This is a genomic window from Nocardia sp. NPDC004718, assembly GCF_053601535.1.
The window spans coordinates 123,242-142,153 of record NZ_JBSGCA010000014.1 but is presented as its reverse complement, the minus strand read 5'-3'; the positions used below and the strand labels follow the sequence as shown (position 1 = coordinate 142,153).

The window sequence follows — 18,912 nt, the reverse complement described above, 5'->3', positions numbered from 1 at the left end:
CCCACCCCCCGCGCTGCCCGGGGGGGGGCCGGGGGCCCCCGCCCCCCCGGGGGCCCCCCCCCCCCGCCCGGGCGGGGCCGGGCCCACGCGCCCCGCCCCCCCCGGGCCACCGGTAGCTCGGCGACGGTCATCGTGACACCACCATGCGCACCGGGGTCGGGTCGAAGCCGTTGCAGGGGTTGTTGATCTGCGGGCAGTTCGACACCAGCACCAGCGTGTCGATCTCGGCGCGCAACGTGACGCGTTTGCCCGGCGCGGACAATCCGTCCACGATGCCCAGCGTGCCGTCCGCCTCGACCGGAACGTTCATGAACCAGTTGATATTCGACACCAGGTCCCGTTTGCCAAGGCCCCAGCGCAAGGCCTCGGTGAGGAAGTTCTCCACGCAGGCGTGCTGGTGGCGCGTGTGGTGGCCGTAGCGCAGAGTGTTGGATTCCTGCGAGCACGCGCCCGCGATGGTGTCGTGGTTGCCGACCTCGTCGGCTACCACCGTCATCAGTGCCGTGCCCGTGTCGGTGCGCAGCACGCTGCCGGTGGTGAGGAAGATGTTGCGCTGGGCGGTGATCGTGGCCTGCGCGCTGTAGCGTTCGGAGTGATCGGCCGCCGAGTACAGCAGGCAGTCCACCGCCTGGTTGCCGTGCAGATCGATGATCTCCAGGTCTTCGCCCGCCCGGACCACCGCCGACCAGGGCGAGCGGGCGGGGACGGTCTCGTCGAGCACGATGGCGCGTGCCGTGGTCATGCGGTTGCCTCCAAGGTCAGCGCGGCGGTCCAGGCTTGTTCGGTGTTCTCCAGGGCCCGTCGGTATTCCGGCTCCTCGTTGCCGGGTGCGGCGAGGTCTTCCGGTGCGGCCCACGCGACGAAGTCGAGGTCCGTCGCGGGCCGGTCGTCCAGCGGATGCGCGGAGTTGGCGACCAGCACGGTGACCGGCAGGTGCACCAGCAGATCCACGGAGGAGCCGGGGGCGGCGCTGCCGGTCGAGACGAGCGCGCCATCCCGCGCGACACGCACGCCGCGGAAGAACGAGACCGTCGGCCCGATGTCCCGTGGTTCCAGGCCGTGTTTGGCGCCCGCGAGGCGCAGCGAGTGCCGGGCCTGGTCGGTGGGTCCGCAGAGCGTGTCGTGGTGGCCGGAGGTGTCGGCGAGCACGGTCGCCAGCACGCGGCCCTGATCCGACAGCAGCGGGTGACCGCTGCCCAGGTACGCCTGCCACGGCACCTTGACCGTGTCGGCGACGTTCAGGCGCTCCCACGGCGCGTCGGCGCGCACCAGCAGCAGGTGCGCGCAGGCCGCGCCGTGCGGGTCGGACAGGCGGACGCGGGTGCCACGTCCGAGCGCGATGTTCGCGTAACCGCCCGCCGGTAGCCGCTGGGCGAAGGTGATCTTCGAGGCGGGGATGCCGGCGGGGAGCGCGGGATTCGCGATCGTCGCCGCCGCGGCCTGCGCCCGTGCGTGCGCTCGCGCGCCGGAGGTGTCCGCAGTGCTTGTCACGATGATTCCTTTCGGATGCCGAATGTGGGGGAATGCGGCGGTGCCTGGCAGCGCACCGCCGCATCGAAGGCGCTCAGGCCGGTTGCGGTGCGGGCTCGCCCGCGGTGACGCCGCGCGACCAGCCGACCACGAAGCGGTGCACCACGACGCCGACGGCGAGCACCAGCAGCACGAAAAGCGGTGCGGCCCAGAGCATCCACCAGCCACCGCCGGCCGGGGTGTATACCTCGGCGCGCGGCCAGGCCAGGTTCACCACCATCGCGACGCCCCAGACCACGGCGAGCGCGTTGACCGGAATGCCGAACCGGCCCAGGCCGAACAGTCGCGCGTCGGTGCCCGCGTCCGGCAGGCCGGTGAACCGGCGGATCAGCAGTGGCACCGTCACCAGCAGGTAGGCCAGGTAGAGCGTGACGATGCAGACGCTGGCCAGCGTCGCGAAGATCGCGGCGTTGCCGAGGTTCAGCACCAGCAGGCCGATGCCGAGCGCGCCGATCACGATCGCGGGCAGCACCGGCGTGCCGTAACGCGGGTGCACCGCGGCGAGCCTGCGGGCGAACGGCAGCTTCCCGTCCCGCGCCATGGAGAACATCAGCCGCGAGCCCGCGGTCTGGATCGCCAACGTGCACACGGCGATCGCGACCGCCACGCACCCCAGCAGCACCTTGCCCGCCGGGCTGTCCAGCTTCGCGGTGAGGACGTAGGCCAGGCCGTCGGAGGCCAGCGCGCCATCGGACAGGCTCGGCGCGGCCATCAGCGCACCCAGCAGCATCAGCCCGCCGCCCAGCGCCGAGACCGACAGCGCGGTGAGAATGGTGCGCGGCGCGACCCGGCGGGGGTTCTTGGTCTCCTCGGAAAGCTCACCGGCGGAGTCGAATCCGACCATGACGTAGGCCGCCATCAACCCGGACACCAGGAACGCGGCCCAGTAGGGACCCGGCGCGGCCTGGTCGGTCTCCAGTACCACGCCGGGCCCGCGCTCGGTGTGGGTGAAGAACAGCGCGATGATCGCCAGCACGCCGACGATCTCGACCGTGACGCCGATCGAGTTGATCCGCGCCATCAGATCGATGCCGATGACATTGATCAGCGTGGTGACCACCAACAGGATGCTGCCCAGCAGCACGGCGTTGGTCGCGCCGGACGACGAGGTGAGCGCGGTGTCGGTGCCGACGAGCTGGAATCCGCTCCAGATCGACGGCAGCACCACCTGCAGGGCGATCGCCGCCGCGGCGGCGGTGACGATCTGCGCGATGATCATCATCCAGCCCGCGAACCAGCCGACGAGTTCGCCGCCGAGCCGTCGGGACCACTGGTAGATGCAGCCCGAGATCGGGTAGCGCGCGGCGAGTTCCGCGAAGTTGAGCGCGACGAGGAACTGTCCGGCGAACACGATCGGCCAGGTCCAGAAGAAGGCGGCTCCGCCGAACGAATAGCCGAAGCCGAAGAACTGGAAGATCGTGGTCAGGATGGAGACGAACGAGAAGCCTGCCGCGAAGGAGGCGTAGCGGCCGAGCTTGCGGTGCAGGACGGGCTGATAGCCGAACCTGGCGAGGTCGGCGCTGTCGCCGGTCAGGTCGGGCGGCGGGGTCTGGGCGAGCGTGGTGGCCATGGGGCGGTCCTTCGGCGTGGCGGCCAATAACTATCAGACGACAGTTTTGCTGCCGCGATCGCTCGTTCGGTGACCTGCGTGTATCGCTTTCGAGACCTTCGGTAACTTCTGTGTTGCGGGGATTTCTATCAAATGACAGAAAACGCACCGGCCGCCGTCGCCGAGCTGTGCGCACGACCACCGCGCCGGAGCATCCCCACGCCGACCTGCCAGAATGAACCCGTGGCAAACCTCGGGCCCGGACGGCCGCGTCTCGAACAGCGACGCAGGCGCGGATCGACGCCGCGCGCCGAGATCCTCGACGCCGCAGGCGAACTGTTCACCACCAACGGGTACGCCAACACCTCCACCCGCGCGATCGCCGACGCCGTCGGTATCCGCCAGGCCTCGCTGTACCACCACTTCGCCGCCAAGGACGACATCCTCGACGCGCTGCTCGCCGAAACCGTCGCCGCCCCGATCGAACTGGCCGAGCGGCTGCGCGCGGCGTCCGAACCAGTGCCGGTCCGGCTGTACGCGCTGGCGCTGTTCGATGTGCGGCAACTATGCGCGTCCCGCTGGAATCTCGGTGCGCTGTACCTGCTCCCCGAACTGCGCACCGAGCGCTTCGCCGCATTCCGCCTACGCCGCGACGAATTGCGCGGACATTACGAGACTTTGGCCGCGCAGGTACTGGCGGAGGTCAGGTCGGCGAGCTTACCCGGCACCGAATTACTGCCATTCCGGCTGGTGGAGACGGTGATCAGCATCCGCTCCGACGAAGGGACCGCGCCCAGGTACGCGGAGCGCACGATCCCGGGGGCGGTGCTGCGCACGCTCGGCTGGTCCGGAGATCTCGACCCAATCCGGGCCGAGGCGATCGTGCTGCTGGACCGCCTGGCAATGCCCACCCCATGACACGGCACGGCTACCGATTGCGCTCGATCCCCCGACTCCGATCCTGGCTGTGCCAATAACCCCGCACAACCGGCGGAGCATGACCCGGCCGCTCCCGCACCGCCGCCGACGGTGGTTCAGCTTGACCGAGCGCGAGAATTTTCACCATCTCCGGTGGTATTCCCTGCGCTTGCAACCGCGCCAGATGTTCCGCACGTTCCTGTTCCGCTGCCTGACGCTGCTTCTCGGCCGCCGCAAGCGCTTCGGCCGCTTCTCGGGCCGCCCGTTCCCCATTGGTATCAGCTTCCCGTTCCTGATACTGAGTAGGAACTGGGAATTCCAGCGCTACTCGTTCGGCAGTCGCCTGTTCGACGCGTGCACGCTCATCGGATCCGCGTGCTTGCCGGGCTCGTTCGGTTTCCTCTCGCGCCTGCTGCTCGCGCTCGACTCGTTCGGGGGCTTCCGCCCTGCCGCGGGTAGCACCGTCCCGGAATTTCTGCATATTCCGGAATTTCTCGGTCCGCTCACGCGCTCGCGCCAACTCCGCAATTTTATCTCGCCGTTTTTGTAGCTCCTGCGCTTTCTGCTGCCTCGCCTTCTCCCCGACGCCGGGCAATTCGAGCTGTTCGCCCCGCTCCAATTGCAGTCCTCGCGCCCATATCTCGCGGGCGATATGTCGAGGGATGATCTGATGTGTGAATTTCTCCTTGAAGTCGCGGACCAAACTATCTATAAGCTTCTGCACCTCGGGCGACCTGTATTCGCCTTCGACGGACCGCAGCACATGTTGCTGTATTTCACCTCTGTCGAGAAGGGCTCGAACAACCTCCAACTGCTTCTTGTCCTTCTTCGACTCCATCCTGCCGGACTTCTCTTCGATCGTGTAGATCAGACCGCGGTCGTTTTTGATCTTGTCGAATCGAACGCTACCCACACTCGGGACTCTGAAAATTTGCGATTGCTGGACGTAGCCGTTCTTGCGGTCACGAAAGTACTCGTCGGTTCCGTTTTCGAATATCCTGCCCCGCGTGTTGTTGTCGTAGTTATGACGATCCTTGTCGTACTCAGGCATTGCTGCGGCCCCCCGAAGGCATGAAGCAGTTGACTGAATGTGAATGACTACGTTATGTACAAGAATCTTCGCTGTGCTTTTCGCGGTGATAGCCTGCATATTCACGGATGGTTGCGGCCATATCCGAGAACATCCCGTCGTGATCTTCGGGCTCGTATCCGACCATGCTGTCCATCAGATACCATGCCGTGATCTCGTCTTCGTCGTATGTGTCGAATCGGAGGGCGGGATTGATGCCTTCGTAGAAAGTGTATTCTTTACCGGGCCATTCGTATTCGATCCATTCGGCGCCCGCGAACTTTGTGAAACATTCACCGATGAAACAGATGAAAGCGTCGGCCATGTCGGCATTCTCCGGAGCCATCGCGGTAGCCATGTCCGGGAACAGCTCCGCGACGATGGGGTCCAGCCGCTTCACCTCCGCCGAGTCTTCCGGCCACGGTTCCGATGGGATGCGGCTTATACCGGCATGGTCCATGAACTTCTGCGCCTGCGCCTTACGCCGATCAGGGTCGACCCACTTACCCCATTCGGTTTGTTCGACGGGTACGCCGAGATCGATGGTCAACTGCTCGTCATTCCCCACGCCCAGCTCCTTCTCGTCATGGTCCGAACAGGTCAGTGTCGCGCGTGCACCGGTCACCGGGCAAGGAACCCTCATCGCTCCAGGTACAACTTCTCGTTCGGTAACCTGGGCCAGCCTCCTGCATTATCGGGAAGTATGTGCACCGCGTCGACGTAGTGGCGTTTCCGGTGGTCTTCGATGAACGTCAACGCGGCAGTAAGGCAGGCCGTGAAGTCGAGCCGGACGCCGTGCAGGAAGACCGACAGGTGCACATCTGGATCGTTCGGCAGCGGAGAAGTCATCGCGTTTCTCCCGTCATCGCCTGCCTGGACCGGCGCACGCCCGGATGGACTCGACCACAACCATTCCGGACGGGCGGTACCTGTCCCGGGGTGTCTCGATCCAATGCCTGACAGCGCCGGACTCAGCTGTGGGCGACGGCAGTGCCACAGTGCCGCCCTCTCGGACAATCGATACGTCGAGCCGGAACATCTCCGCGAAAAGCTTTGTGTCGTCGGGAAGATCGGGCCGAACAATGTAGGTCCACCTGTTCGAGCGAGGATGCGCCACGATCGGTCCTATCGCATCCCTGCGGCGCTGCATGTCTTGCCTGACGGCTCGCCCTAGCGGAGCGGGCATGGTCAACGCTCCTACATACGACGCGCGCATGATGATGCGCCCCAGCTCGGGTGGGTCGATTACAGCGGGCAGATCACACACGCGCCGGTAGAAGTGGCAGCGAGACCGGGGTGTGTCCCCGAAAGATATGGTCTCCATCCGTTTCAGATCTCTCGGTCAGGATGGTCGGTGTGGGTCTGCTCGAATTGCCACTGGTGTAAGGCGTTCAAAAACCGCTCGACAACATCGGCAGGGGCACCGACCAACGGCGCGGCAGGCGGACCGACGAACGGGTTTCGATGTGGAAGCGCGTTATTCGCCATGCGAACAGGATGTTGTCAAGGGGCGGCGTTCGGTACGCGACGCGTTCGGTTCATGGAACTCGCGCGAAAGCACAGCAAGTCTTCCGCTGATCGAGTTACCCTCCTTCCGTCGCGAAACGAAGCTGCATCGCAGAGCGGAAGGGGGTCGCAAGGGGTGAACGAAGAAGAGGGCGGGCCGGAGGACGCCGAAACCAGCTTGCCGCGTAGACAGTTGGGCCGTTTGCTGCGAGAGGCGCGGACGGCGGCGGGCCTGAGTCTGGAGGTGGCGGCGCGGACACTCGGCTGGGGGAACGCAACCATCAGCAGACTGGAGAACGGCCGCAACAAGAAGGTCAGGGCGACGGACCTCGACGCCCTGGGCGGACTGTACGGGGTCGACGCGGAAGAGCTTGTGGCGTGGAAGGAACTTGCAGGACAAGCCCCGGTCCATTCTTGGCTGCGACCCTACGGTGCTGTGAACCCGAAATTCAACACGTATATCGAGCTCGAGTCCGCCGCAAGCGAATTAGCTATATATCAGCCGCTCATCATGCCCGGCCTTCTCCAAACCCGCGACTACGCGCACGCCATGAACCGAGCCGTCCAGCCGCGCTATACGGACGCGGATTTGGAACGGTTGGCAGCCGTTCGGGCTCGACGTCAGGATCTATTCACGCGGCCACGGAACCCGTGCAAACTCACTGCTGTCATACATGAGAACGCACTTCGGACGATCGTCGGGAGCCCCCAGGTGATGGGCGATCAGTGCCGACACGCGGCGGATATGAGTACGCGCGACAACATCGAGATACGCATACTCAGACGAGAAGCTGGCTTGCCAACCGGCACGCTCGTCACGCCGTTCATTGTGATGACCTTCCCCACGAACTCACAAGGCAAGCCAGTGGAACCGCCTGTTGTCTACGCAGAGAGCTACACGGGGGATACGTACCTTGAGAAGCGCGTCGACGTACAGCGCTGTTGGCGCACGTTCCGTACGCTGACTGAAGCGACGATGGATGCTCGCTCGAGCCGTATTTTATTGAGAGAGCTAGCTAGGAGTTATAGCAGTGAACGCTGAAGTCGACCTGCCGGGGGCGAAGTGGTTCAAGTCAAGCCGAAGTTCTGGAGGGGAAGGCGAATGCGTGGAGGTCGCGCACCTGGGCGGAGGCATGGTGGGCGTTCGTGACTCCAAGAATCCCACCGGCCCGGCCCTGGTCTTCACCTCAGGTGAGTGGAGCACGTTTACCGCTGGCGTTGTCGATGGCGAGTTCAAGCGCCTGTAGACCAAACGGAAAGTTCTGCCCTTTAGCTCAGACGCAGCTCATCGAATGACGAACTGCCGGAACTACTGTTACTCGGTGGACCCGCTCCGATCGATGGCCCGGCGAACCGGCAGGATTCAGCCGTTCCCTGTGCTTCCGGGTGCGGGGACGGCTGATCCAGCCCCGGTGAGCCGGTAGGGAACGAATATGACTTGAGCGGTGGGGCGTGAAACGGGGCGGAGCGTCGGGATTTCGGATATCGGCCGGTCATGAACCTCAGTGCGTCGGCGGCGCGATCTGCCAATGCTCCTGCAACGCGCACGCGATCTGCGGCAACACGGTCACCGGAATCCGCTTGCGCCGCAGTATCGCCCGGATCTCCGTGACCTGGTCGCGCTTGCGCAGGTCGTACGCTCCCGCGACCGGGCGGACCACCGGGGGAATGGACAACAGCACCAGTTCGCCGTGCGGTTCGTCGCCACCGATGAGGTCCAGCGCCAGCGACCACCGGGCGCGCTCGTCGAGCGTGAAGCGCCCGGCCACCACACGGTCCCACGAAATACGGGAGACCGTCCACGGCTTGCGGCGGTAGATGGCGTGTTCGGTGAGCACGACGGCGTCCCGGGTGAACAGGGCCGCCAGCACCGCGATACCGACGACGGCCCCGGCCAGCAGACCGGTGAACACCCGGTTCACCCCGAACGCGGCGACGAACGAACCGCAGATCGTAACGGTGGCAAGGATGCCGAGCACGCTGTAGAACACGGCGCGCTGCGTCGGAACGACACCCGCCCGCACCGTCGTCATCTCACCTACCTGTTCATGGCGCATTCCGGTCACCGTACCGCTTCGCGCTCCGGCCGCGCACCTGGCCGTTCCCAGATGTGACCGGTGCTCAGAGGGTCAGCGGGACCGCGGCCTCGGCCGTGTACACCAGGAACGTCAGACTCTGCTGGAAGTACAGCTGCACCGACGTGCTGTCGTGCGTCAGGTAGCCGATGGACAGGTCCTGGCCGATGCGCAGATCGAAGTCGCCGCCGCGGGTGGTGAGCACGATCGCGCCGTCGATGGCGGGCGCCCAGATGATTTCCCCTTCCGGGATCAGGCGCTCGATGTGCGTGCGGATCATGTGGCCGTGGTCGGAGGTCTCGCTCACCGCGGTGTACAGATCGGCGCTGAGCAGCACCGAGTACGGCCCGTCGACACCGGCAAGCCGCAGCGCGGTCAACGCCTGCGCGATCGACTCGGGGACCAGCCGGGTGTCGCTGGGCAGCGTGATCGGATCGTTGGACGAACTCGCGCGGATGCCGGTGATGTGCGCGGTCGGATAGCCCTCGAAGATCGCCCGGTCCTCGGCGAACGCCATCTTCTTCGCGGCGTCCTTCACCGGGTCCAGGTCGGCGTCCTGCGCGCCGCGCTCCACGTTGTCGAGTTCCTCGCGGTCGAGCGTGAACGGCACGCGCAGTTCGACCAGCGGCGCGACCACCCGCTGACGGGCGAACACCCCGGCGTCCGGCGAGTCGATCGCCGTGGTGTGCCCGGTGCCCACCGCGGAGTAGTCGACGCCGTGCGGGCCGGACAGGTCGACGACGCGCCTGCCCGCGATGTGCCGCTTGAACGTGCGCGTCGCCTCCTCCTCGATGGCCGCCCACGCCTCGGAGGTGATCGGCGCTAGTTCGCGATGGAGGTTGTTCATGACCGGATGCTCCTTTTCAACGAGCCGATACCGAGGGCGCCGTCGCCCGCGGGCGCGGCGGTGCCGGGCAGATCTGCGGGACCGGCGCCGTCGGTGTCCACGGACACCACGGATTCCGCCGCCTCCCACGGCGCCGGGGGCAGATCGTCGAGGAAACCGACGGTGGGTGCGAAGAACGAGGTGCCTGTTTGGGCGACGGAGAAATCCAGGATGCGGTCGTAGGCCGCCTCGTCGGTGCCGAGGAACATCCGGGTGAGCATGCGTTCGGTGACGCTCGGCGTGGCCGCATAGGCGATGTAGTAGGTGCCGAACACGCCCTCGCGCACGCTGCCGAAGGGCATGTTGCCGCGCAGGATCTGGCGTTCGGTGCCGTCCGGATCGATCAGCGTGTTGACCTCGACGTGCGAGTCGGCCGGCTTGATCTCGTCGGGGAGTTCGAAGTCGTCCAGTTTGGTGCGTCCGATGATGCGCTCTTGCTCTTCCACCGACAGCGCGCGCCAGTCCTCCAACGGGTGCGTGTATTTCTGCACGATCACGTAGCTGCCGCCGGTGAAGTCCGGATCCTCCTCGCCCACCAGCGCCGCGGCGAAGGCCGCGCGACCCTCTGGATTCTCCGTGCCGTCCACGAAACCGAGCAGGTCGCGTTGCTCGAAGTAACGGAAGCCGACCGTCTCGTCCACGATCGTTCCCGCACCGGCCAGCCGGTCGCCGATCGCCATGGCCAGCTCGAAACAGGCGTCCTGCACCTCGGACTTGATGTGGAACAGCAGGTCGCCCGGCGTCGCGGGCGCGGTGTGGCGTGCGCCGACGTAACCGGGGAACGGATGCAGCTCAGCCGGTTTCGGGCCGGCGAACAGGCGGTCCCATGCGTCGGAGCCGATCGAGGTGACGCAGGTGAGGTTCGCGCTCGGCAGGCGGAAGCCCACCGAGCGGCGCAGGCCGGTGATATCGGCGAGCAGGTCGCGGACCGTCGCTTCGCCACCCTCGTCGATCGTGGCGACCAAGAAGATCGCGGACGGTGTGAGCGGTTCGAGGATCGGCTGCGGCTCACCCATGATCGACACCCTAATGCCCGACCGGTCCGGCCGGGCCACGGACCCGCATCGTGGTGGCTACATCGCCACCGTCAGCAGGAACGCGACGTCGTCGATCGCCTTGACGCTGTGGCGCGCCTTGGGCACCACGATCAGGTCGCCCTCGGAGCCTTTCCATTCGTTGGCGCCGCTGAGCAGCACCAGAGTGCCGCTGAGCACCTGCAGCGTGGCTTCGCCGGTGTTGTCGTGTTCGGCCAGGCTGTGCCCGGCGATCAGGCCGACCACCGTTTGCCGCAGCGTATGCGTGTGGCCGCCATAGATTGTCTGTGAACTGCGCCCGCTCGTGGCGAGGGCGGCCAGCTTCAGTTGCTGGCGCGCTACCGCAGTCAGCGATTTCTTTTCCATGGACCGCCTTTCGCAGAGCACCACAGCCGATGCCGGGCTGCCGGCAACGGCTCCAGGCGTTCGACCGGACGCGGGTCCGGCCGCCCGCATATCGAGGAGTATGCCCGAGTCCGTCGCGGCGCGGGCCGGGTTCGACCGTCCCCGCCCGTGGGGGCGGCGTTCGCGGAGCCTCTTGGCGTGGCGCGCTAGGCGGGCCGCCGGGTGTAGTGCCGGATGCGGAAGCGCAGGCCGGTGGCCGAGGTGCGCCACGGCTCCGGGTCGTCGGGCCGCCACTGCGGTCCGATCGACGGCGCGAAGGCGTCGCCCTCGACCGCGGTATCGATCTCGGTGACGCGCAGGTCGGTGGCGAACTCGAGTGCGGCACGGTAGATCTCGCCGCCACCGGCCACCCAGACCGCGTCCGGGGCGCACTTGGCCAGCGCCTCCGGCACCGACGCCGCCCGCTCGGCGCCTTCGGCCGACCAGTCCGGCTGTCTGGTCACCACGATATTGCGCCGCCCGGCCAGCGGCCGGAACCGCGGCGGCAGCGAATCCCAGGTCCGTCGGCCCATCACCACGGGATGTCCCCAGGTGACGTCCTTGAAATGCGCCATGTCCTCCGGCAGCCGCCAAGGGATGGTGTTGCCGGACCCGATCACCCCGTCCAAGGTCTGCGCCCAGATCAGCCCGACCGTCCGCTCGCTCACACCGCCACCGGGGCCTTGATGGCCGGATGGTGCCGGTAGTCGATCACCTCGACGTCCTCGTAGCGGTAGTCGAACAGCGTCGGCGCGGGATGCAGCCGCAGCGTGGGGAACGGGTAGGGGTCGCGGCCGAGTTGCTCGGCGACCTGGTCGAGGTGGTTGTCGTAGATGTGGCAGTCCCCGCCGGTCCAGATGAAGTCACCGGGCGTCAGCTCGGTCTGCTGGGCGACCATGTGGGTGAGCAGGGCGTAGCTGGCGATGTTGAACGGCACGCCGAGGAACAGGTCGGCGCTGCGCTGGTAGAGCTGGCAGGACAGCTTCCCGTCGGCCACGTGGAACTGGAAGAACGCGTGGCAGGGCGCCAGCGCCATTTTGTCCAGGTCGGCGACGTTCCACGCCGAGACGATGATGCGCCGGGAGTCGGGGTTGGTGCGCAGCGTGTGCAGCACCTGGGAGATCTGGTCGATGTGCGTTCCGTCCGGCGCGGGCCACGACCGCCACTGCACGCCGTAGACCGGGCCCAGTTCGCCGTGCGCGTCCGCCCATTCGTCCCAGATGGAGACGCCGTGCTCGCGCAGCCAGCCGATGTTGGAGTCGCCGCGCAGGAACCACAGCAACTCGTAGACGATCGACTTGAGGTGGACCTTCTTCGTGGTGATCAGCGGGAAGCCCGCCGCGAGGTCGTAGCGCAACTGGTGGCCGAAGACGCTGCGCGTTCCGGTGCCGGTGCGGTCGGCTTTCTTCGTGCCGGACGTCAGCACCAGCCGCAACAGGTCCTCGTACTGGGTGTCGGGAGCCGATGCCGGGTCGAGCGCGTCATGAGCCACGTCTCGCAACTCTAGTCTTCGCGCTCGCACACTCGGCGAGCCGATCGGGCGCGTCCCTGGCCACGCCTGACGACGGTGGCCCGCCGCGGCCCTGGCAAGCTCGAGCCCATGCGCAAGCTCTACGTGATCGGCATCGGTGCAGGCGACCCCGACCAGGTCACCGTGCAGGCGGTCAAGGCGATGCGGCAGGTCGGGACGTTCTTCGTCATCGGCAAGGGGGAAGCCAAACGGGAACTGGTCGACGTGCGGACGGCGATCCTGGCCGAACACATGGATCGGCCGTACCGGATCGTGCCGATCGCCGACCCGCCGCGGGACCGCACGCCCGCCGACTACGTGGACGTGGTCGACGACTGGCACGATCGCCGCTCGGCACTGCTGGAATCGGCGTTCGCCGCGGCCGACGGCGTCGGCGGCATCCTGGTCTGGGGTGATCCCGCGCTGTACGACAGCACGCTGCGGATGATCGAGCGGGTGCTCGCTCGCGGCGTGGTGCGTTTCGACTACGAGGTGATTCCCGGCATCACCAGCGCGCAGGCCCTGGCCGCCCGGCATCGGATCGTGCTGCACGGCATCGGTGAGCCGGTACGCATCACCACCGGCCGCCGCCTGCGCGAGGAGGGACTCGGCGCGGAGAACGCCCTGGTGATGTTGGACGGCGACTGCTCGTTCACCACGATTTCGGACCCCGGCGCGCACATCTGGTGGGGCGCCTACCTCGGCATGCCGGACGAGACGTTGATCGAGGGGCCGCTGTCGGAGGTGGGCGGGGAGATCGTGCGCCGCCGCGCCGAGTTGCGCGACCGGAAGGGCTGGATCATGGACATCTATCTGCTGCGCCGGGGGGAGTGATCCGCCCGCTGCCGTGTGAGAACCGGCAGGTTGTCGGTAGGGCTGGGTAGTCTGAACTCCGTGCCTGAGCTACCGGAAGTGGAAGCGTTGGCTCAGTTCCTCCGGGAGCATGCGGTCGGCGCTGTGGTCGGCCGCGTCGACGTGGCCGCGTTGAGCGCCGTCAAGACATTCGAGCCCCCGGTCACCGCACTGTCCGGCCGAGACGTCACCGGCGCGGGGCGATGGGGCAAATTCCTCGGCATGGAATGCGACGGGCTGTGGCTGATCACGCACCTGTCGCGGGGTGGATGGCTGCGCTGGATCGATGAGCCGAGCCCGACGCCGCCCAAGCCGGGCGGCAAGAGCCCGCTGGCGCTGCGGGTGCACTTCTTCACACCCGAAGGGGCGACACCCGCGTTCGACCTCACCGAGGCCGGCACGAAGAAGCGGCTCGCGGTGTATGTGGTGGCGGACCCGAAGGCGGTGCCGGGTATCGCGCGCCTGGGCCCCGACGCGCTGGAGGTGACCGAGGCGCAGTTCGCCGAGATCCTGCACGGCACCTCCCAGCGGATCAAGACCGCGCTCGTGGACCAGGCGCTGCTCGCGGGCGTCGGCAACGCTTACTCCGACGAGATCCTGCACACGGCGCGGATCTCGCCGTTCGCGAACACCAAGACCCTCCCGGCGGACAAGATGGCCGAGCTGTACACCGCCATGCGCACGGTGCTCACCGACGCGGTGCAACGCTCGGTGGGGCAGGACGCAGCCCGCCTCAAAGGCGAGAAGCGCTCCGGTATGCGGGTGCACGCCAGGACCGGGCAACCCTGCCCGGTCTGCGGCGACACGGTCCGCGAGGTCTCCTACGCCGAACGGTCCTTCCAGTACTGCCCCACCTGTCAGACCGGCGGCAAGGTCCTCGCCGACCGGCGGATGTCGCGCTTGCTGAAGTAGCGGCTCAGGTCAGCGTCGGAACCCGCACGCCCTGCCAGGCGAGTCGTTTCTCCCGGTCGGGGTCGTGTTCTACGCGCGTGGGGTAGTCGATGATCAGGGTGGACCTGCGGGCCTCCGTATAAGCGGGCCAGGACGGCAGCGGAGTTCCGGTGCGCGCGAAAGCCAGCCAGTTGTCCTGGAACTGCTCGGTGACCGCCCGCAGTCCGCGCCTGCCGCCCGCGGCGGTGAAGGCCCGGCCGATCGGAGTATCCGTCACGCCGAAGACCGGAACGAGATCGGTCGCGTGCGTGGCGCCGATCCCGGCGAGTTGCAGGGCGCGCGGTGCGAAGTCGTAACGGTAGGCGTAGGTCGGCGCGTGCCTGCTGTGACCTTCCATGACCTTCACCGAAGGACGCCAGAAGGTGTAGTCGCCGCCCGCCCGCACCGCGGCCTTCGGCTGGGGATAGCCGGGATACGCCGCCTTGATCCTGGACTCGGCCTCGGTGGAGTTGCCGAGCGCCGAGCGTAGCCGGTCCGGGGTGGTGGGCAGTTCGTCGGCGAACCTGGCGAACAGCGTGCCCTCGTCACGGTTGGTGCCGATGATCAGCGGCACCCGGTGCGCGGAGCCGTCGGTGATCGCGTCGACCGGGGAAACCGGCAGGAACTCGCCGTCCACCACCGGACACACCGGAAACGCGCCGGGCTGTTCCCGCACCACCTGTGCGATGGTGCGATCGACCGCGCGGCGGATGTCGTTCGCGCCCGCGGTGCGCAGGGCGGTATGCGCGGTGTCCGGCGTGGCGCCCAGCGCGGCGACGCAGCGGCGCGCGAAGCGGCGGGCTTCCTCGGCGGTCACTGCCCAGTCCGCGGGTGGGCTCTGGGAAATAGCCTGATGGAAAAGCCCTTTGGCTTCGGGTGTGGCCAGGAGACCGAGTACGGCGTGCGCCCCGGCCGACTCGCCGAAGATCGTCACGTTGTCCGGATCGCCGCCGAAGGCCGCGATATTGGTGCGCACCCACTCCAATGCGGCGAGCTGGTCACGCAAGCCGAGGTTCGAGTCGAACGGTTCCCGCGCGGTGCCGAATTCGCTGAAGTCGACGTAGCCGAACGCACCCAGCCGGTAGTTCAGCGAGACCACCACCACATCGCCACGCAGCGCCAGTCGCGCGCCGGAGTACAACCCGAGCGCGGAGGTTCCGATGAGATAGCCGCCGCCGTGGATGAACACCAGCACCGGGCGCGGGCTCGCCGCCGGTGTCGCGGGCATGGTGACATTGAGTGTCAACGCGTCCTCGCTGGTCGGCTGATAGGCGCGCGGCCCGATTCGCGCCCCGGAGCGATGCTGCATCGCCGCGGAGGTGAAGTCCGTCGCCGCCCGCACGCCGGACCAGGGTTCGACCGGCTGTGGAGCGCGAAACCGCAGGTCTCCGATGGGAGGAGCCGCGTAGGGAATAGACCGCCAGCGCAGGACGCGGCGGCCCCGGCGACCGCGGACGACTCCGTCGGCGGTCGCGATATCCGTTGTTGCCACCATTTTCAAATGGTAGCTACGCGCGCCGCGCCTCCAACAGGCGCAGCCAGAACTCGCTGACCGCCGGGAAAGCTGGCACGGCGTGCCAGAGGGTCGACAGCGGCACCCGGCCGACCACGGCGATCGTCGCCGCGTGCAATTGCTCGCCCACGTCGGGCCCCACCAAGGTGGCGCCGAGCAGCGTATCGGTGGCGCGGTCGATCACCAGTTTCGCGCGGCCCGCGTAGTCGTCGCGGGACAACGCCGATCCGGCCACCTCGATGTCGAGTTCGACGGTCTCCACCGAGTGCCCCGCGTCCCTGGCCGCGGCCTCGGTCAGGCCGACCGCCGCGACCTCCGGCGCGGTGAACACCACTTGCGGCACCTTGCCCTGATCGGAACTCGCCACGAACCGTGGATCCTCCAGTGGCCGGCCCTCGGCCCGCGCGGCGATCACGTCGCCGCACACCCGGCCCTGGTACTTGCCCATGTGGGTGAGCGCGGCGCGGTGGTTGAGGTCGCCGACCACATACAGCCACTCGCCCTCGACATCGCGCGCGGTGAGATGGTCGTCGACCGCGATGTAACCGTCGGACAGCCCGACCGTGTCCAAACCCAGCCCGTTCGTGGCGGGTGCGCGCCCGGCCGCCACCACGATCTCGTCCACCTCCAGCGCCGACTCGCCTTCGGGACTGCGCAACCGGACCGTGACGGGACCGCCGTGGATCCGGCCTTCGCCGGTGTCCTTCGCGACCGGGCGCTCGACGGCGGTGGGCTCGGTGCGGAAACGCACCCGCACGCCCGAGTCGGTCAGCGCCGCCGCCACCCGTTCGCCCGCGAACGGCTCGTTGGCGGCCAGCAGCGCCGAGCCGCGCACCAGCAGGTCGACCTCGGCCCCGAGCGTGGCCAGCCAGGTCGCCGCCTCACTGGCCACCACGCCGCCGCCCACCACGGCGACCCGGCGCGGGACCTCGTGCAGATTGGTGGCGTCGCGGGAGGTCCACGGCAGCGCGGCGCGCAGGCCGGGCACGTCGGGCACGTTCGCGGTGGTGCCGGTGGCGAGCACCACGGCATGCCGGGCGCGCAACTGCCGCCCGCCGACCTCGACCGAGCGCGTGCCGGTCAGGCGGCCGGTGCCGCGTACGACGTCGATGTGTTTGCCGCGCGCCCAGTCGGCCTGGGAGGAATCGTCATGGTCGTGCACGAAGGCGTCGCGCCGCCGCAGCACGGCCTCCACGTCGAGGCCGGTGGCCGAAACACCCGGCATCGCCCGCGCGGCCGCCAGGACGTGACCCGGCCGCAACAGCGCTTTGCTCGGGATGCAGGCCCAATAGGAACATTCGCCGCCGATGAGTTCACGCTCCACGATGGCGGCCGTGCGGTCGCTGCCCGCGACGGCGTAGGCGGCGGCGTTCTCGCCCGCCGGTCCGCCACCGATCACGATGACGTCGTAGTCGGCTGGTGTGTTCGACATCGCCGCGCCTACTGCAGGTAGCCCTCGACCTGCGAAACCGTATTGGCTTGGACCGCGTCCGGGGACTCGCCCTGGTCGATCCGCGCGCGGCGATGGCGGAGCAGGTCCCAGGCCTGATCCAGCATCACTTCCAGTTCGGCCAGGCGCTGGCGTTCGGTCCTCGGGTCCAATTCGCCGCGAGTCGCCTGCGAGCGCAGCTGGTGCTCCTGGTCGACCAGTTCCTTGATCCGCGCCAGGATGTCCTGTTCGCTCATGGTCCGTCCTTTCCGGCATGTGCGGGGCTCCGCGTGATCACGCTGCGCTGCCGCCTCCGGGCCTGTTCGCTGACCCCGACCATGCTACGGCTGGGCCAGGCACGCGGCGGCCTTCGGGACGGCCACGGCGAGTTCCGGCCAGGACAGCGCCGTGTAGCCGAGCGCGACGCCGAAGTGGTCCCGGCGCGATCCGAGGTGATGTCTGGCCAACCCGTCCAGCGCGACACCGTGCGCCAGGCCTTCGGCGACCACGCGCAGCTCGTCCTCGGCCGACTCCACCGGCACGACGACGTGCGAACCCGCGTCGTCGCCGAGCACGCCGAGTCCGCGGCGGCGCAGTTCGGTCACCACCAGCGCTCGGCGCGGTGGCAGCATGCGGCGCAGCCTGCGCAGGTGCCTGGCCAGATCACCGTGTGCGGCGAAAGCGGCGAACACGCGCTGGCCCGCCGTGCTCGGGCCGGTGCCGGTGCGCTCGCGGTGGGCGAGCACCGCCCCGGCGATCTCCGGAGCGGCGAGCAACCAGCCGACACCGAAACTGGGGGACAGGATCTTGCTCGTCGTGCCCAGGTGGACGACGACGTCCGGAGCCATGGTGGCCAGCAGCGGCAGCGGTGCGGTGTCGTAGCGCAATTCGCCGTCGTAGTCGTCCTCGACGACCAAGATCCCGGAGCGGCGCGCATGCTCCACCAGCTCGACCCGCCGCGCCGCCGGCATCCGCGCGCCGAGTGGGAATTGATGCGCCGGAGTGCAATACACCGCTTTGATCCGGGACGGCAGCGCGTCGACGCGCAGTCCGTGCGCGTCGACGGGAACCGGGACGACCTCGAGACCGGCCGCCGCGAATGCCCCTGCGGCGCGCTGATAGCCGGGATCCTCCATGGCGACGGCATCGCCCGGCCGCAGCAGCGCCACGGCCAATTCGCCTACGGCGGAACTGGTTCCCGCCGTGGCGAGCAGCACCGTGTCGCTGCCCGCGCCGATCCCGCGGTGGCGCAGCAGATGCTCGGTGACCGCCGTGCGGAACTCCGGTTCGCCCGCGCGGTCCTTGCGCACGAGCGGGGAGTGGTCCGCCGCGGCGCGCCAGGCGCGGCGCCACGCGGCCGGATCGATGGCGTCGACGCACGGCGCGCCGGGGGCGAGGTCGAACAGCTGCGGCGCGGCGTCGGTGTCGTGCACGGGGCCGGTGCGAGCGGGCGCGGCGGCCGGTGCGGTCGTCAGGTAGGTTCCGGAGCCGCGTCTGCCGTCGAGCCAGCCCTCCGCGTGCAATTGGTCGTATGCGGCGGCGACCACGGTGCGGCTCACGCCGAGCCGCCCGGCCAGCGCGCGGGTGGACGGCAACCGGTCGCGGCCGCGCAGCGGCCCGCTGGTCGCCGCGCGGCGCAGTTGATCGGCGATCTGCACCGACAGCGGTTGCGTCAGGTCGCGATCGAGGTCGAGGGGAAGGTCATCCAGCACGAATCCTCCTCGAAG

The 18,912-nt window shown here is 68.1% G+C and carries 21 protein-coding genes; 5 read left to right on the top strand and 16 right to left on the bottom strand.

Annotation, left to right across the window (positions count from 1 at the left end; translation table 11 throughout):
- Positions 1 to 127: 127 nt before the first annotated feature.
- From ACWEH3_RS13700 to ACWEH3_RS13690, 3 genes are all read right to left on the bottom strand, one after another.
- A complete protein-coding gene (locus tag ACWEH3_RS13700; protein WP_450024526.1) occupies positions 128 to 742 on the bottom strand; it encodes an urea amidolyase associated protein UAAP2 in 615 nt (204 codons plus the stop codon).
- On the bottom strand, positions 739 to 1,491 hold the full coding sequence (locus tag ACWEH3_RS13695; RefSeq protein ID WP_450024524.1) for a DUF1989 domain-containing protein: 753 nt from the start codon (positions 1,489 to 1,491) through the stop codon (positions 739 to 741). Before ACWEH3_RS13695 ends, ACWEH3_RS13700 begins: the two co-directional genes overlap by 4 nt.
- A gap of 73 nt (positions 1,492 to 1,564) precedes the next feature.
- Positions 1,565 to 3,100 carry an amino acid permease gene (locus tag ACWEH3_RS13690; protein WP_450024522.1) on the bottom strand — a complete coding sequence of 512 codons (1,536 nt, stop codon included), beginning with the start codon at positions 3,098 to 3,100 and terminating at the stop codon, positions 1,565 to 1,567.
- A 222-nt stretch (positions 3,101 to 3,322) separates the two neighbouring features.
- Between ACWEH3_RS13690 and ACWEH3_RS13685 the strand changes: the two genes are divergently transcribed.
- Positions 3,323 to 3,997, top strand: coding sequence for a TetR/AcrR family transcriptional regulator (locus tag ACWEH3_RS13685; RefSeq protein WP_450024520.1), 675 nt, complete (start codon positions 3,323 to 3,325; stop codon positions 3,995 to 3,997).
- 10 nt (positions 3,998 to 4,007) lie between these two features.
- Here ACWEH3_RS13685 and ACWEH3_RS13680 read toward each other — a convergent pair whose 3' ends face one another.
- The 3 genes from ACWEH3_RS13680 to ACWEH3_RS13670 form a co-directional block, all read right to left on the bottom strand.
- Entirely contained in the window at positions 4,008 to 5,048 is a 1,041-nt protein-coding gene (locus ACWEH3_RS13680) for a hypothetical protein (RefSeq protein ID WP_450024518.1), read from the bottom strand.
- Between the two features lie 52 nt (positions 5,049 to 5,100).
- Complete coding sequence (locus ACWEH3_RS13675; RefSeq protein ID WP_450024516.1) at positions 5,101 to 5,634, bottom strand: hypothetical protein; 534 nt, start codon at positions 5,632 to 5,634, stop codon at positions 5,101 to 5,103.
- Between the two features lie 71 nt (positions 5,635 to 5,705).
- On the bottom strand, positions 5,706 to 5,915 hold the full coding sequence (locus ACWEH3_RS13670) for a hypothetical protein (RefSeq protein WP_379250675.1): 210 nt from the start codon (positions 5,913 to 5,915) through the stop codon (positions 5,706 to 5,708).
- A gap of 793 nt (positions 5,916 to 6,708) precedes the next feature.
- On the opposite strand from ACWEH3_RS13670, the gene ACWEH3_RS13665 reads away from it, so the two are divergent.
- Both ACWEH3_RS13665 and ACWEH3_RS13660 read left to right on the top strand, forming a co-directional pair.
- The gene (locus ACWEH3_RS13665) at positions 6,709 to 7,614 is read left to right on the top strand and encodes a helix-turn-helix domain-containing protein (protein ID WP_452358324.1); all 906 of its coding nucleotides are present in this window, start codon (positions 6,709 to 6,711) and stop codon (positions 7,612 to 7,614) included.
- The gene (locus tag ACWEH3_RS13660; RefSeq protein WP_450024510.1) at positions 7,604 to 7,819 is read left to right on the top strand and encodes a DUF397 domain-containing protein; all 216 of its coding nucleotides are present in this window, start codon (positions 7,604 to 7,606) and stop codon (positions 7,817 to 7,819) included. The genes ACWEH3_RS13665 and ACWEH3_RS13660 overlap by 11 nt, the downstream gene beginning before the upstream one ends.
- A 255-nt stretch (positions 7,820 to 8,074) precedes the next feature.
- Here ACWEH3_RS13660 and ACWEH3_RS13655 read toward each other — a convergent pair whose 3' ends face one another.
- From ACWEH3_RS13655 to ACWEH3_RS13630, 6 genes are all read right to left on the bottom strand, one after another.
- Positions 8,075 to 8,629 (bottom strand): hypothetical protein, encoded by a 555-nt coding sequence (locus ACWEH3_RS13655; RefSeq protein ID WP_450024508.1) that lies wholly within the window; start codon positions 8,627 to 8,629, stop codon positions 8,075 to 8,077.
- A 64-nt stretch (positions 8,630 to 8,693) separates the two neighbouring features.
- Positions 8,694 to 9,494, bottom strand: a complete 801-nt coding sequence (locus ACWEH3_RS13650) for a family 1 encapsulin nanocompartment shell protein (RefSeq protein ID WP_450024506.1) — start codon at positions 9,492 to 9,494, stop codon at positions 8,694 to 8,696.
- Positions 9,491 to 10,549 carry a Dyp-type peroxidase gene (locus ACWEH3_RS13645; protein WP_450024504.1) on the bottom strand — a complete coding sequence of 353 codons (1,059 nt, stop codon included), beginning with the start codon at positions 10,547 to 10,549 and terminating at the stop codon, positions 9,491 to 9,493. The genes ACWEH3_RS13650 and ACWEH3_RS13645 overlap by 4 nt, the downstream gene beginning before the upstream one ends.
- 57 nt (positions 10,550 to 10,606) lie before the next feature.
- The gene (locus tag ACWEH3_RS13640; RefSeq protein ID WP_450024502.1) at positions 10,607 to 10,933 is read right to left on the bottom strand and encodes a cupin domain-containing protein; all 327 of its coding nucleotides are present in this window, start codon (positions 10,931 to 10,933) and stop codon (positions 10,607 to 10,609) included.
- 185 nt (positions 10,934 to 11,118) lie between these two features.
- Positions 11,119 to 11,619, bottom strand: a complete 501-nt coding sequence (locus ACWEH3_RS13635) for a dihydrofolate reductase (RefSeq protein ID WP_450024500.1) — start codon at positions 11,617 to 11,619, stop codon at positions 11,119 to 11,121.
- Positions 11,616 to 12,443, bottom strand: coding sequence for a thymidylate synthase (locus tag ACWEH3_RS13630; protein ID WP_452358323.1), 828 nt, complete (start codon positions 12,441 to 12,443; stop codon positions 11,616 to 11,618). The genes ACWEH3_RS13635 and ACWEH3_RS13630 overlap by 4 nt, the downstream gene beginning before the upstream one ends.
- A gap of 108 nt (positions 12,444 to 12,551) precedes the next feature.
- Here ACWEH3_RS13630 and cobF point away from each other — a divergent pair, with 108 nt between their 5' ends.
- Complete coding sequence (gene cobF / locus ACWEH3_RS13625; protein ID WP_450026565.1) at positions 12,552 to 13,295, top strand: precorrin-6A synthase (deacetylating); 744 nt, start codon at positions 12,552 to 12,554, stop codon at positions 13,293 to 13,295.
- 60 nt (positions 13,296 to 13,355) lie between these two features.
- A complete protein-coding gene (locus tag ACWEH3_RS13620; RefSeq protein ID WP_450026567.1) occupies positions 13,356 to 14,225 on the top strand; it encodes an Fpg/Nei family DNA glycosylase in 870 nt (289 codons plus the stop codon).
- Between the two features lie 4 nt (positions 14,226 to 14,229).
- On the opposite strand, the gene ACWEH3_RS13615 is transcribed toward ACWEH3_RS13620, so the two are convergent.
- From ACWEH3_RS13615 to pdxR, 4 genes are all read right to left on the bottom strand, one after another.
- Entirely contained in the window at positions 14,230 to 15,738 is a 1,509-nt protein-coding gene (locus tag ACWEH3_RS13615; protein ID WP_450026569.1) for a carboxylesterase/lipase family protein, read from the bottom strand.
- A gap of 13 nt (positions 15,739 to 15,751) precedes the next feature.
- Complete coding sequence (locus ACWEH3_RS13610) at positions 15,752 to 17,188, bottom strand: dihydrolipoyl dehydrogenase family protein (protein ID WP_450026571.1); 1,437 nt, start codon at positions 17,186 to 17,188, stop codon at positions 15,752 to 15,754.
- 8 nt (positions 17,189 to 17,196) lie between these two features.
- Positions 17,197 to 17,442, bottom strand: coding sequence for a DUF2630 family protein (locus tag ACWEH3_RS13605; RefSeq protein ID WP_450026573.1), 246 nt, complete (start codon positions 17,440 to 17,442; stop codon positions 17,197 to 17,199).
- A gap of 84 nt (positions 17,443 to 17,526) precedes the next feature.
- A complete protein-coding gene (gene pdxR, locus ACWEH3_RS13600; protein ID WP_452358322.1) occupies positions 17,527 to 18,897 on the bottom strand; it encodes a MocR-like pyridoxine biosynthesis transcription factor PdxR in 1,371 nt (456 codons plus the stop codon).
- Positions 18,898 to 18,912: the final 15 nt, after the last annotated feature.